The 12,217-nt window shown below is 31.2% G+C and carries 15 protein-coding genes and 1 pseudogene; 8 read left to right on the top strand and 8 right to left on the bottom strand.

Going from position 1 to position 12,217, the window contains the following annotated elements; genetic code table 11:
* Positions 1-152: 152 nt before the first annotated feature.
* The 4 genes from hisS (at position 153) to Q4517_RS04305 (ending at position 2,905) form a co-directional block, all read left to right on the top strand.
* Complete coding sequence (gene hisS, locus Q4517_RS04320; RefSeq protein ID WP_303506621.1) at positions 153-1,517, top strand: histidine--tRNA ligase; 1,365 nt, start codon at positions 153-155, stop codon at positions 1,515-1,517.
* 71 nt (positions 1,518-1,588) lie between these two features.
* A complete protein-coding gene (folE, locus tag Q4517_RS04315; protein WP_408034049.1) occupies positions 1,589-2,257 on the top strand; it encodes a GTP cyclohydrolase I FolE in 669 nt (222 codons plus the stop codon).
* Between the two features lie 168 nt (positions 2,258-2,425).
* Entirely contained in the window at positions 2,426-2,617 is a 192-nt protein-coding gene (locus tag Q4517_RS04310) for a cold-shock protein (RefSeq protein WP_115902247.1), read from the top strand.
* Between the two features lie 93 nt (positions 2,618-2,710).
* Complete coding sequence (locus Q4517_RS04305; protein ID WP_303506616.1) at positions 2,711-2,905, top strand: YwbE family protein; 195 nt, start codon at positions 2,711-2,713, stop codon at positions 2,903-2,905.
* A gap of 75 nt (positions 2,906-2,980) precedes the next feature.
* Here the strand turns inward: Q4517_RS04305 and Q4517_RS04300 are convergent, their stop codons facing one another.
* From Q4517_RS04300 to mtaB, 4 genes are read right to left on the bottom strand one after another with little or no spacing between them, the layout of a single operon-like run.
* Complete coding sequence (locus Q4517_RS04300) at positions 2,981-3,883, bottom strand: lytic transglycosylase domain-containing protein (protein ID WP_303506614.1); 903 nt, start codon at positions 3,881-3,883, stop codon at positions 2,981-2,983.
* Between the two features lie 36 nt (positions 3,884-3,919).
* Entirely contained in the window at positions 3,920-4,585 is a 666-nt protein-coding gene (locus Q4517_RS04295) for an alpha/beta hydrolase (RefSeq protein ID WP_303506611.1), read from the bottom strand.
* Positions 4,585-5,331 (bottom strand): DUF6438 domain-containing protein, encoded by a 747-nt coding sequence (locus Q4517_RS04290; RefSeq protein WP_303506609.1) that lies wholly within the window; start codon positions 5,329-5,331, stop codon positions 4,585-4,587. The genes Q4517_RS04295 and Q4517_RS04290 overlap by 1 nt, the downstream gene beginning before the upstream one ends.
* A gap of 37 nt (positions 5,332-5,368) precedes the next feature.
* Positions 5,369-6,703 carry a tRNA (N(6)-L-threonylcarbamoyladenosine(37)-C(2))-methylthiotransferase MtaB gene (gene mtaB / locus Q4517_RS04285; RefSeq protein WP_303506607.1) on the bottom strand — a complete coding sequence of 445 codons (1,335 nt, stop codon included), beginning with the start codon at positions 6,701-6,703 and terminating at the stop codon, positions 5,369-5,371.
* 127 nt (positions 6,704-6,830) lie between these two features.
* Here mtaB and Q4517_RS04280 point away from each other — a divergent pair, with 127 nt between their 5' ends.
* From Q4517_RS04280 to Q4517_RS04265, 4 genes are read left to right on the top strand one after another with little or no spacing between them, the layout of a single operon-like run.
* Positions 6,831-7,331, top strand: a complete 501-nt coding sequence (locus tag Q4517_RS04280; protein ID WP_303506605.1) for a GNAT family N-acetyltransferase — start codon at positions 6,831-6,833, stop codon at positions 7,329-7,331.
* Positions 7,328-7,648 carry an antibiotic biosynthesis monooxygenase gene (locus tag Q4517_RS04275; protein ID WP_303506603.1) on the top strand — a complete coding sequence of 107 codons (321 nt, stop codon included), beginning with the start codon at positions 7,328-7,330 and terminating at the stop codon, positions 7,646-7,648. The genes Q4517_RS04280 and Q4517_RS04275 overlap by 4 nt, the downstream gene beginning before the upstream one ends.
* 2 nt (positions 7,649-7,650) lie before the next feature.
* Positions 7,651-8,163, top strand: coding sequence for a DUF4442 domain-containing protein (locus tag Q4517_RS04270; RefSeq protein WP_303506601.1), 513 nt, complete (start codon positions 7,651-7,653; stop codon positions 8,161-8,163).
* Positions 8,120-9,751, top strand: a complete 1,632-nt coding sequence (locus Q4517_RS04265) for an ABC transporter substrate-binding protein (RefSeq protein ID WP_408034048.1) — start codon at positions 8,120-8,122, stop codon at positions 9,749-9,751. Before Q4517_RS04270 ends, Q4517_RS04265 begins: the two co-directional genes overlap by 44 nt.
* On the opposite strand, the gene Q4517_RS04260 is transcribed toward Q4517_RS04265, so the two are convergent.
* The 4 genes and pseudogenes from Q4517_RS04260 to Q4517_RS04245 all read right to left on the bottom strand — a co-directional run.
* On the bottom strand, positions 9,748-10,482 hold the full coding sequence (locus tag Q4517_RS04260) for a YggS family pyridoxal phosphate-dependent enzyme (protein WP_303506599.1): 735 nt from the start codon (positions 10,480-10,482) through the stop codon (positions 9,748-9,750). The two genes, Q4517_RS04265 and Q4517_RS04260, sit on opposite strands and share 4 nt — an antisense overlap.
* On the bottom strand, positions 10,475-11,200 hold the full coding sequence (locus Q4517_RS04255) for an AAA family ATPase (protein WP_303506597.1): 726 nt from the start codon (positions 11,198-11,200) through the stop codon (positions 10,475-10,477). Before Q4517_RS04255 ends, Q4517_RS04260 begins: the two co-directional genes overlap by 8 nt.
* A gap of 89 nt (positions 11,201-11,289) precedes the next feature.
* Positions 11,290-11,892: a MarR family winged helix-turn-helix transcriptional regulator gene (locus Q4517_RS04250; RefSeq protein WP_303506595.1), complete on the bottom strand. Its 603-nt coding sequence runs from the start codon at positions 11,890-11,892 to the stop codon at positions 11,290-11,292.
* A pseudogene (locus tag Q4517_RS04245) lies at positions 11,892-12,125 on the bottom strand (DUF2024 family protein); the annotation flags it as partial. The pseudogene Q4517_RS04245 and the gene Q4517_RS04250, both read right to left, overlap by 1 nt.
* Positions 12,126-12,217: the final 92 nt, after the last annotated feature.

Below are 12,217 nucleotides of genomic sequence, written 5' to 3'. Positions count from 1 at the left end.
TTCGGATATTTGCAGGCTAAAATGCAAATCAAATTACGAGTTAACAATTACGAATTGTCAATTAATTCATAATTAAAATTCCGTGATTATAAAATATACTTTAGTACTTAGTGCAACTAACGGCTAAGAGCTAACGACTAAAAACCAATAAAATGAAACCAGGAATCCCAAAAGGAACAAGAGATTTTTCATCAACTGAAGTAGCTAAGAGAAATTATATTTTTAATACGATTAAACAGTCGTTTGAAAATTTCGGATTTCAACCTATTGAAACGCCAAGTTTTGAAAACTCTTCTACACTAATGGGAAAATATGGAGAAGAAGGGGATCGTTTGATTTTCAAAATTTTGAATTCTGGTGATTATTTGAAGAAAGTAGATGAAAACTTATTGGCAGACAAAGACAGTCAAAAAGTGACATCAAAAATTTCTGAAAAAGCCTTACGTTACGACTTAACCGTACCGTTTGCACGTTATGTAGTACAACACCAAAACGAAATAACATTTCCGTTTAAACGCTACCAAATTCAACCAGTTTGGAGAGCTGATAGACCACAAAAAGGACGTTTCCGTGAGTTTTATCAATGTGATGCCGATGTAGTAGGAAGTACCTCATTATGGCAAGAAGTTGAATTTGTACAATTATATGATACCGTTTTTAGTAAGTTAGGATTAAAAGGTACGACTATCAAAATCAACAACCGAAAAATCTTATCAGGAATAGCTGAGGTAATTGGAGCATCAGACAAACTGATTGATTTTACAGTGGCTTTAGATAAGTTAGATAAAATAGGAAAAGACGGTGTAGTTAAGGAGATGTTGGAGAAAGGAATTTCTGCAGAAGCCATCGAAAAAGTTGATCCGTTATTTAATTTTTCAGGAAGTAATCAAGATAAGTTAGCTTCTTTAGAGGCAATGTTACAAGGGTCGGAAGAAGGGTTACAAGGAGTGGCTGATTTAAGAACTGTAGTTGATAACGTAGAAATTTTAGGACTAGATTCAGCAAGCTTAGAATTAGATGTAACTTTAGCTAGAGGATTGAACTATTACACAGGGGCTATTTATGAAGTAGCAGCACCTGAAGGTGTAAAAATGGGTTCTATTGGTGGTGGAGGTCGTTATGACGACTTGACAGGTATTTTTGGTTTAAAAGATGTTTCTGGAGTAGGAATTTCTTTTGGATTAGATAGAATTTACTTGGTAATGGAAGAATTAGGATTGTTTGAAGCAGTAGAATTGCCAAAACCTAAAGTATTGTTTTTAAATTTTGAGGAAAACGAGAGTTTAGATAAAATAAAAGCCATAAAAACATTAAGACAAAACAATATAAAGTCAGAAATGTATCCAGATGTGGCAAGCAGTAACAACCAGCAAAAAAAGCAGTGGAAATATGCTACCAATAGAGAAATTGAGTTTGTAGTGACCACTGTTGAAAACGGTACGCTTGTTGTTAAAAATATGTCTACAGGAGAGCAAACTACTTGTTCTTTAGACGAATTGATAAATAAAGTGCAGTAAATTACCAACAATGTTGTAAATTTGCGCCCTACTAATTTTAGATAGAAATGTTTGAAGTGAACAACAACAAAATGAATGACGATAGAATTGACGAAATAGGAGAGAACCACATTGCTACGTCGGCTAAAACACCTTTACGTGCAGATGCTTTCGATATTTCTGACGACAAAAAAATAGAAAGAATTCAAGAAAGTGTTAAAGAAATTCTTGAAACTTTAGGAATGGATTTAACAGACGATAGCATGCAAGGAACTCCTAAAAGAGTTGCCAAGGCTTTCGTAAATGAGTTGTTTATGGGGTTAAACCCAAAAAACAAACCAAAGGCATCAACATTTGACAATACTTACAAGTACGGTGAAATGTTAGTTGAAAAAAACATTATTGTATATTCAACATGTGAGCATCATTTATTACCAATTATTGGTAGAGCTCACGTTGCGTATATTTCAAATGGTAAAGTAATCGGTTTATCTAAAATGAATCGTCTTGTAGAGTATTACGCTAAGCGTCCGCAAGTACAAGAGCGTTTAACAATGCAAGTAGTACAAGCCATGCAAGAAGCATTAGGAACTCAAGATGTAGCTTGTGTTATAGATGCTAAACATTTGTGCGTTAACTCACGAGGTATTAAAGATATTGAAAGTAGTACAGTAACTGCTGAGTTTGGTGGAGCATTTAAAAACAAAGAAACTAAACGTGAATTTTTAGATTACATTAAATTAAACACTGATTTTCAATAGAAAATAAGTTATGAAGAAAAGTAAAAAAGCTCATTCGAAAGAATGAGCTTTTTTACTTATTAAGTGAAAGAAAATGAGTATTTTATGTGTTATTAAAAAATTTGGCACTACATTTGCAACACAATAAATGTTGTTGACACTTAAGTAAACAACACATAATTTTTTATAATGAATAAAGGTATAGTAAAATTCTTCAACGAATCAAAAGGATTTGGATTTATTACAGAAGAAGGATCAAACAAAGAACATTTTGTACATGTTTCAGGATTAATCGACGAAGTTCGTGAAAACGACGAGGTTGAATTCGATTTACAAGATGGAAAAAAAGGATTAAACGCAGTAAACGTACGAGTATTATAATATATATTTATTACTAGTTAATTTTTTAATGAGTAAAGCCTATCAATATTGATAGGCTTTCTTATTTAATGTATTTAAAAATAATTTAATAAAATGAAAAACGGTAACCATAAAAAAGATATTACCATAGGAGCAAAGGTTGAAATTGTACAGAAACACCATCAAAGAACGGGTGAATTAACAAGTGGTGTAGTAAGTAAAATTTTAACCAAATCAGCGACTCATCCTCACGGAATTAAAGTACAATTAGACTCTAGAATTGTAGGTAGAGTAAAAAAAGTTTTATAAATGGTTGTTACGTTATTTTTGGATATACCACCCAGCTAAAAATAAAATGTAAAAAACTAAAAGTGTTTGTTCCTGCTATTTAACAGGAATTTTAATTTCGTATAATTTTCTACTACGGTTATTTAACTTATTTTCTCGTAACCAAGAATTATGTAATTTAAGTTCCTTGTAAGTGGTTCCAAACTTTTTAGCAAATAAAGCAATGTTACTAATGGCAGTATCTACTTTTACTGTATATGTTTCAGGTAGTGTATATAAATCTTCTTGGTCGAAAACAAAACCATACTCTTTAGGATTAGAAATAATTTCTTTTAAGGCTAAGACTCTAAAAACATAACGTTCAGTCTCATCAGGTAATAAAGCATCATAGTAGCTAGTTACCCCTTGAGCATCTAATCTTTTAGAAATTCCATAGTTACCAGCGTTATAAGCAGCTGCTGCAAGTGTCCAAGAACCAAAACGTTCTTTTGATTTTTTTAAGTATTCAGCAGCTACTTTGGTAGATTTTTCTATATGGTAACGTTCATCAACGTTGCTGTTAATTTCTAACCCATACTCTCTACCTGTTTGCTTCATAAAGTGCCACATACCAGCTGCTCCTACATGTGATGTTTCATCAATAAACCCGCTTTCAGCCAAGGCTAAAAATTTAAAATCATCAGGTAACCCGTATTTTTCTAACAAAGGTTCTAAAATAGGAAAGTACTTATTAGCACGTTTTATAAGCAATAATCCGTTAGACTGCCAATAAGTGTTTACTAAAAGCTCGCGATCCATTCGTTCTCTAATGTCAGGTTTTTCAATAGGAACTCGTTCACCTGCCAAATTTAAATCGTTAGGTAACTTTAAAGCTTTGACCTCGTAGCTTTCTGACACATTTTTAATGGTGGGTTCGTTTGATTTACTTATAGTATTGGTAAATAAAATTCCAAGAAATACTATAGTTAAGATAGATAAGAAGCGGATTGATTTGTTCATTTGTTCTTTTAGTTTTTGTCAAGTTGTGTAATGGTATTAATCCATCAAAAAACATTCCTTTTTTAGTATTTCTGAAATAGTTTTTGCTTTGTTCAAAATCATTACATGCGTTCCATTTTCAATTTCAATTGAATTTTTAATATGTTTTATGGGGAAAACTTCATCTTTTTTTCCATGAATGTGTATTATGTCTGGAATTGATTCTTTTTGTTTCCAGTGTAATACGTTGTATATAGCCCATTGCAAATACTTTTTATCTCTTATTGATAAATATATTTTATATAGCTCAGCTCGTTTTTTTAAATAATCATTAAAAAAGTAGCGTTCGTAACTTTCAATATTTGAAATAATTTTTGAAGGGAAAAGTTTATAGGCTTTTGTTACTTGTACTAGTTTAAAACGTTTAGGAAACTCTTTATTGCTTTTAACACTTGATATTATGATTACTTTTTTGCAATCAATAATTTTACTCATTTCTTGTACCATAATACCTCCAAAAGAAACTCCAATTAATACAGGGTTTTTATGTTGGATTTTAGCACATAATCGTTCGGCATATTCTTCAATACTTTCATCGATAGATGTTGGAATCATCCAATCTAAAAAGTGTAATTCAAAATGTTCCTTTGGTAAAGAAATACGCTCAAATATTTTGGTATTGGCGGCTAAACCAGGAACAAAATATAGGTGAGTTTTAGGCATTATTCAATAAACTTTTTGTCTAATAAAATACCATCTATATATTCATGTATATCAATAAGTTCATCAGGAATATCTTTCCATAAACGAATTAAAATTTGTTTTTTATCATGAACTATGTAAGTACTAGATAAATCAGGTATTCTAGGATTATTATAAGCGTCTTTAAAACTTTTAAAATCCTTTTTAGCAAGTTTTTCGTTTAACTTTTGTAGTTGTTTTTCAGAAAGCGTAAATTTCTGAATACCTTTTACAAGTACATATTCCACACCGTTATAAACTACGTTTCCTTCTTTATCAATAGAAACTGTATACACAGGACAATCACCAAAACATTTCGTTTTTGTAATTCTTAAAAGGTTGTTTTTTTCTTCGGAAATAATGTTAGTTAATTTTTCATCCGTGTTGGCATCAATCAATCTGAACTCACCACTTTCTTGTAATTTATCAATCCAAAAATCACGCTTTCCTTCAGGAACTTCAACAATACCTATTTTTGATGCATCTGTTTCATAGGCCATTTTGCCCCAAGTTAAACTACTGTTTTTTATAAGTGATTTTACATCATCAATACTTTTAGCGTTTTTAAGAACAACAATCAGTTCATTTTGAGAAATTGTAGGCTTTGTAACTTCTTCTTCAATAGTGACCTCTTTTTCAGTTGGCTCTGTTAATTTGGTTTCAGAACCTTTTTTAGGAATACCACAAGAGATTCCTAAGGCTAAAAAAGAATATAGTAGATATTTCATAGGTGAGTTTTTTTGATTGAGTGAACTAGTTGACAAGTTAAGCAATAACTTCAGTATCTACAAAATCAAAGCGTACTAAACCGTCTTCATCAATTTTTGTTAACGTAACTGTATGTAATGTATTTACTAATTCAGGATTCCAAGGAGCTTTAACTTTTACATAGTTTTCGGTAAATCCATGAATATACCCTTCTTTGTTTTCGCTTTCAAACAATACGGTTAGTGTATTCCCTAACTGACTTTCATAAAAAGCTCTACGTTTTTTAACAGATAAGCCGCGTAGCATTTTACTTCGCTTTGCACGTGTTTTCTTTGGAACCACACCATCCATTTCAACAGCTTCAGTATTTGGTCTTTCAGAGTATGTGAAAACATGTAAGTAAGAAATATCTAAATCAGCTAAATAGTTATAGGTTTCTAAAAACAATTCATCTGTTTCACCAGGGAAACCAACAATAACATCTACACCAATACAAGCGTTGGGCATTACTTCCTTAATTTTTGCAACTCTATCGGTGTATACTTTTCGCAAGTAACGACGCTTCATTTTCTTTAAAAGTGTGTCACTTCCTGATTGTAGTGGAATGTGAAAATGAGGAACAAACGTATTTGAGTTGGAAACAAAATCAATTGTTTCATCTTTTAATAAATTAGGCTCAATTGAAGAGATTCGTAAACGATTAATTCCATCCACTTTATCAAGAGCTTGTACTAACTCTAAAAAGGTATGTTCGTGCTTTTTGTTACCGAATTCACCTTTTCCGTAGTCGCCAATATTTACTCCTGTTAAAACGATTTCTTTAATTCCTTTTTCTGAAATCTCTTTGGCGTTTTTTAATACGTTTTCTAAGGTGTCACTTCGAGAAATTCCACGAGCTAGCGGTATCGTACAGTAAGTACATTTGTAGTCACAACCATCTTGCACTTTTAAGAAAGCACGGGTACGATCTCCAATAGAATACGAACCTACATAAAAATCGGCATCTTCAATTTCGCAAGAATGTACTTCACCAATATCATTTTTGGTTAAATCGTTGATATAGCTAGTTACATTAAACTTTTCAGTAGCACCTAATACTAAATCTACACCATCAACAGCAGCTAATTCTTCTGGTTTTAATTGTGCGTAACATCCTACACCAATAACAAAAGCCTCTTCATTTTTCTTCAAAGCAGATTTTACAATACTTTTAAAACGTTTATCAGCATTGTCTGTTACAGAACAAGTATTAATCACATATATATCTGCTTCCTCTTCAAACTCAACACGCTCAAACCCTTCATTAACAAAGTTTCTGGCAATGGTTGAGGTTTCAGAAAAATTTAATTTACAACCTAAGGTGTAAAAAGCTACTTTTTTGTCTACATTCATCTTTTCTCTATCCTAAATAAAAAACAAAAGCCTTGTACAAGTCTTTAATTTTTTAGAAGTTCGTATAGTTTATTTAATCTACTACTGCTTAAAACAGTTTTGGGTTTGCAAAAGTACGATAATATTCATGATTTTTGAAACGAAAAGATTACTTGTTAGAAAGCTTCAAGTTGTTGATATAGAGCCTTTTTATGAGCTGGAAAGTAATCCGAAAGTATTGCAATACGCCACTGGAGAACCTAAAAATTTAGAAGAAAGCAAAGAGGATTTAGAACAGCTTATAGCACGATATATTAATAAAGAAAATGATTTTTGGATTTATGCCATAGAGCGTAAATCAGACAATGAATTTGTAGGTACGGTTGCTTTGGTAAAAGATGAAGAAGGAAATGATGAAATAGGATATCGGTTTATAGAACGATACTGGGGAAATGGTTTTGCAACTGAACTTTGTGAAGGATTAATACAGTACTGTAAATCTATAGGAATGAAAAAACTTATAGGGTGTGTGGTGGATGAAAATGTTGCTTCTGCTAAAATATTAGAACGATTCAATTTTGTTGCTATAGAGAAATTTATAAGTGATGATATTGGCTTACCAGAAACTAAATATGAACTAATTTTATGATAGTAGATAATTTAAAACCTCCGTATTACGCAGTAATTTTCACGACAACTCTTTCAGATGATAGAGAAGGATATTATGAAATGGCTGAAAAAATGGACAACTTAGCTAAAGAACAAGAAGGGTATTTAGGTATTGAATCTACAAGAAGCGATGTAGGGATTACGGTTTCTTATTGGGAAAGTTTGGACGCTATTGTTAAGTGGAAAAATAATGTAGAGCATATTGAAGCTAGAAACATAGGAAGAGAAAAGTGGTATAAAAAATATCAACTACGTATATGTAAAGTAGAACGAGAGTATGGTTTTGAAAAAGGATAGGTATGTACGCAACAATTTCTAATTTTTTAAAAAGGTTTTTTAAACAAAGTACTATTTTTAAGTACGGATTCAATATTTCTCCCATGTATAGAAGATCTACTGGGAAAATAAATTATGTTTCTGAAGATTTATTGAAAGCGCAAGTGAAAATTTCTATTACGTACAAGAATAAGAATTACGTAGGATCTATTTTTGGAGGAAGCTTATTTTCTGCAACCGATCCTATTTTTATGATTCAGTTAATAAATATTCTTGGAGATACTTATGTAGTTTGGGATAAAGCTGCAACAATATTATTTAAAAGACCTGTAAAGCAAGACGCTTATGTAGATTTTATTTTTTCTGAAGATGAAATAAAACAAATAAAAAAGCAGGTTAAAAATGAACAGGAAATCAATTTAATAAAAGATATTAAAATAACGAACCAAGATAAAACTGTTGTTTTTGCAGAAGTTTCTAAAACCATATACATTGCAGATAAAACCTACTATAAAAATAAACGTAAAAAGAAATAAAGTAGTTGTATTAATAGCCTTATTGTTTCTTTTTTCTTGTACTAAAAAGAAATCAAAATATACAAACAATCAGGTTTTTCGTTATAATGAGCACTCAAATATTACCTCATTAGATCCTGCTTTTGCAAAAGATCAGCGAAATATTTGGGGAGTCAACCAACTATATAATGGATTGGTAGAACTGGATGATAGTTTACAAGTACAACCTTCGATAGCTAAGAATTGGACAATTTCTGAGGATGGAAAAACGTACCAGTTTGAGTTAAGAAATGATGTACAATTTCATAAGCATATTTTATTTGGAAAAGATTCAACAAGAAATGTAATAGCCCAAGACTTTGAATATTCTTTTAATAGATTACTTGATAAGAATGTAGCGTCTCCAGGAGGTTGGGTATTACAAAATGTAGAAAACTTCAAAGCAGAGAGTGATTCTGTTTTTACCATCAATTTAAAGCAACCTTTTCCACCTTTTTTAGGATTGCTTGCTATGAAATATTGTTCGGTTGTACCAAAAGAAGCTGTTGATTATTTTGGGAACGAGTTTAGAGCAAATCCGATTGGAACAGGACCTTTTCATTTTAAACTTTGGGTTGAAAATACTAAGTTGGTATTGAGGAAAAACCCACTCTATTTTGAAAAGGATGAAAATGGAAAACAACTTCCGTATTTAGAAGCAGTAGCTGTTACTTTTTTACCAGATAAACAAAGTGAATTTTTACAGTTTATTCAAGGAAATATTGACTTTATGAAGAGTTTGGATGCTTCGTATAAAGATGATATTCTAAACACTGATGGAACTTTAAAAGAGAAATATGCTTCTAAAATTAACATGCAAACAGGAGCGTATTTAAACACAGAATATTTAGGAATTTACTTAGATGGAGAAGAGGAGCATCCAACAAAATCAAAATTGATACGACAAGCCATCAATTATGGTTTTGATAGGGAGAAGATGATCAAGTTTTTGCGAAATGGAATTGGGAGTCCTGCTACAAGTGGATTTATTCCTAAAGGATTACCTTCATTCAATAACCAACAAGGATATTCATACAATCCTGAAGAAGCAAAGAAGTTGGTAGCACAATACAAAGAAGAAACAGGAAATGAGAATCCACAAATAGCTATTACAACGAACAGCAATTATCTAGACTTGTGCGAGTTTATTCAACGTGAGTTACAAAAAATAGGGATAGCTACTAAAGTAGATGTAATTCCGCCTTCAACCTTGCGCCAAGGAAAAGCAAATGGAAAGTTGCCTATTTTTAGAGCAAGTTGGATTGCTGATTACCCTGATGCGGAAAACTATGTGTCGCTATTTTACAGCAAAAATTTCACTCCTAATGGGCCTAACTATACGCATTTTAAAAATGACTTTTTTGATACTTTGTATGAACAATCTATCAAAGAAGTAGCTATAAAAAAGCGTTATAAACTATATCAAAAAATGGATAGCATTATTATTGCTGAAGCACCAATTGTACCGTTATATTATGATGAGGTAATTCGATTTACACAGAGAAATATTACCGGTTTAGGAATTAATCCGATTGATTTGTTAAACCTGAAAAAAGTACAGAAAAACTAAGCGTTACTTTTTGCTTCGTTCCAGTAATAGCTGTCAGGATATATTCGTTCTCCAAAAATAGCTGTTCCAACACGTATAATAGTAGCGCCTTCTTCAATAGCAATTTCTAAATCACCACTCATTCCCATAGAGAGTTCATTCATTTCTACATTAGGAATTTGTAGTGACTTGATTTCTTCTTGAAGTTGCTTTAAAAGCTGGAAACATTTTCGAACTTCATCTGATTCCGAGCTTAGCAAACCAATAGTCATTAACCCTTTGATATGAATATTTTTGAATTCAGATATCTTTTTTACTAATTCAATAGTTTCTTCTGGTTTAGCCCCAAACTTACTTTCTTCAAAAGAGGTATTTACTTGTATGTAGACATCAATTTCTTTTTCTTCAAAAGTTAAACGTTGATGCAATTTTTTAGCAACAGATAAGCGATCGATAGATTCAATACAGCTAGCCCATTTTATAACTTCTTTAATCTTGTTACTTTGTAAATGACCGATAAAATGAACTTCAGGTTGTAAATGTTTTATAGCATTACATTTTTGTTTTAATTCTTGTACTTTGTTTTCACCAACTAGGTTTTCTCCTTGTTCTAAAGCAAAGTTTATTTTATCTGTATCTACCGTTTTAGTAGCTAACAATAAACGAACATCTTTTGAGTTTCTATTTGCTTTTTTACATGCAAATTGTATTCTTTGGCGAATAATGTTGAGGTTATTTTGAATATTATCCATTTACTAATTGACTATTTAGTTCTTCTTTTTCAATAATTTTATTTTTTACAGCTCGAAGAGTAATGTCTTTAGCTTCTGCATATGATATATCATACACACGATTTACTTCTCTAAACTCTTCTGGGAACTGTTGCAGCAAGGTCTCATAATAGCTATCTAAATCCGATTCACTAGGTGCTTCAAATTTAAGTTTTAGTTGAAAGCGTCTTAAAAGTGCAGTATCAATAACACTAGAGTGATTGGTAGCAGCGATTAATAAAACGTCATTTGGAAGTTGATCTATTAATTGTATTACAGTATTTACCAATCGTTTCATCTCGCTAGAGTCTTTGCTATTATAATTACGAGCTTTACCAATGTAATCAAATTCATCTAAAAAAAGCACAGCACTTTCTCTTGTAGCTTTTTTAAAAACTTCGGAAATATTTTTAGCTGTTTCTCCTAGTTTTGAAGAAACAATGCTCCCCAAATTAAGTATGATAATTTTTTTATCAAGCTTTTTGGCAATAGCCTTAGCTGTGGTAGTTTTACCGCAACCAGTATGTCCAAATAATAAAACTTTATTATCAACAGGCAGCTTGTATTTATCTAAAACAGTAACGTGTTTAAATTCTTTTAGTAGTTGCTGTAGCTTATTTTTGTTTTCATTACTAAGATGAATTTCATCTAGTTTTATAGTTGTTTCTTTCGATTGAAGAATTAAGTTATGTATAGCCATTTGTGTTTTTTGTCAAAAATAAAAGGTTGTATGTAATAAAATTAGTTTTTTAGCATATCCTTAAAAAGTAAAGTTGACGCTTTAAAGTATTAACTCTTAAATTCGTGTTCAGGACAATCAATTCTTAACTCTTTAGAAGCTAGTTTAGATTGTAAAAGTTTACAAAAATGTTCGTTGTTTTCATGTTGGTAATAAGAACAAGTATAGCACATTCTTTGAATCGTTATAACTCCTGCTTGATTTAGTTGATATATTACTTTTAAAAGCCCTGCTAGTATGTCTTTCTTTTGGTCTTCAGGGAATGAACTCAAAGGTTTCTCAATATTAAAAGTGAAGTTGGCTGATTTCTCAGCTATTTGTTTTCCTTGCTCAGTTAAACCAATAATATAACTTCTAGTATCGTTAGGATTATGAAACTTTTGAACTAATTCTTTTTTTAATAAAACCCTAATACTATCACTAATAGTAGCTTTAGTCATGTTGAACTCTTCAGCTAAATAACTCACTTTACATTTTTCTTCTGAATGAAACAGTAAAAAAATTAGAATTTGAATTTGGATAGGGCTTAAAGAGTTCTCCTTGCTTTCGCTCCAAAGAAGTACTCTAAAAGCTTCAGAAATTCGTTCTAAAGCCACAACTATTTTACTTTCAATTTTAGTGTTTTGCTGGTTTAAGTCAAAAGGAGATTTCATTAATTACAGTTTTCCATTTCGTAAATAAAACACCCTTTTTTATGTATAGCATCTCCCCATTCGGGTTTGAGTATTTCAATATGGCAAAATACACATTCTTTTGAAGATAGTTCAAGGTTTTCTAGTCCTTTAGTTTTTAAATACTCCTTACCATAGTTGAAAATAATGGTTGTGTCTTTAATGCTTGAAGGCACAATAATATCAAAATGCATTTGTGTATTATCTTTTTTTGTTACATAAGTATCCTAAACAGCTACTTCCATTTTATATAATTTAAAATATCAAAAAGCTCTACAAAGTTAGGAATACTAACTTTGTAGAGCAA

This window comes from Tenacibaculum sp. 1_MG-2023 (assembly GCF_030547425.1).
Lineage (GTDB): Bacteria > Bacteroidota > Bacteroidia > Flavobacteriales > Flavobacteriaceae > Polaribacter.
Note: the sequence above shows the minus strand (reverse complement) of the source record. Positions and strands in the feature narration are given on the sequence as shown.

Excerpts from the sequence above, each read along its gene's own strand:
- Q4517_RS04270 (WP_303506601.1), top strand. The coding sequence starts at position 7,651 with ATGTACGCAACAATTTCTAATTTTTTAAAAAGGTTTTTTAAACAAAGT.
- Q4517_RS04260 (WP_303506599.1), bottom strand. The coding sequence starts at position 10,482 with ATGGATAATATTCAAAATAACCTCAACATTATTCGCCAAAGAATACAA.
- Q4517_RS04290 (WP_303506609.1), bottom strand. The coding sequence starts at position 5,331 with ATGAAATATCTACTATATTCTTTTTTAGCCTTAGGAATCTCTTGTGGT.
- Q4517_RS04310 (WP_115902247.1), top strand. The coding sequence starts at position 2,426 with ATGAATAAAGGTATAGTAAAATTCTTCAACGAATCAAAAGGATTTGGA.
- hisS (WP_303506621.1), top strand. The coding sequence starts at position 153 with ATGAAACCAGGAATCCCAAAAGGAACAAGAGATTTTTCATCAACTGAA.
- Q4517_RS04280 (WP_303506605.1), top strand. The coding sequence starts at position 6,831 with ATGATTTTTGAAACGAAAAGATTACTTGTTAGAAAGCTTCAAGTTGTT.
- Q4517_RS04300 (WP_303506614.1), bottom strand. The coding sequence starts at position 3,883 with ATGAACAAATCAATCCGCTTCTTATCTATCTTAACTATAGTATTTCTT.
- folE (WP_408034049.1), top strand. The coding sequence starts at position 1,589 with ATGAATGACGATAGAATTGACGAAATAGGAGAGAACCACATTGCTACG.
- Q4517_RS04275 (WP_303506603.1), top strand. The coding sequence starts at position 7,328 with ATGATAGTAGATAATTTAAAACCTCCGTATTACGCAGTAATTTTCACG.
- Q4517_RS04295 (WP_303506611.1), bottom strand. The coding sequence starts at position 4,585 with ATGCCTAAAACTCACCTATATTTTGTTCCTGGTTTAGCCGCCAATACC.
- Q4517_RS04305 (WP_303506616.1), top strand. The coding sequence starts at position 2,711 with ATGAAAAACGGTAACCATAAAAAAGATATTACCATAGGAGCAAAGGTT.
- Q4517_RS04255 (WP_303506597.1), bottom strand. The coding sequence starts at position 11,200 with ATGGCTATACATAACTTAATTCTTCAATCGAAAGAAACAACTATAAAA.
- mtaB (WP_303506607.1), bottom strand. The coding sequence starts at position 6,703 with ATGAATGTAGACAAAAAAGTAGCTTTTTACACCTTAGGTTGTAAATTA.
- Q4517_RS04250 (WP_303506595.1), bottom strand. The coding sequence starts at position 11,892 with ATGAAATCTCCTTTTGACTTAAACCAGCAAAACACTAAAATTGAAAGT.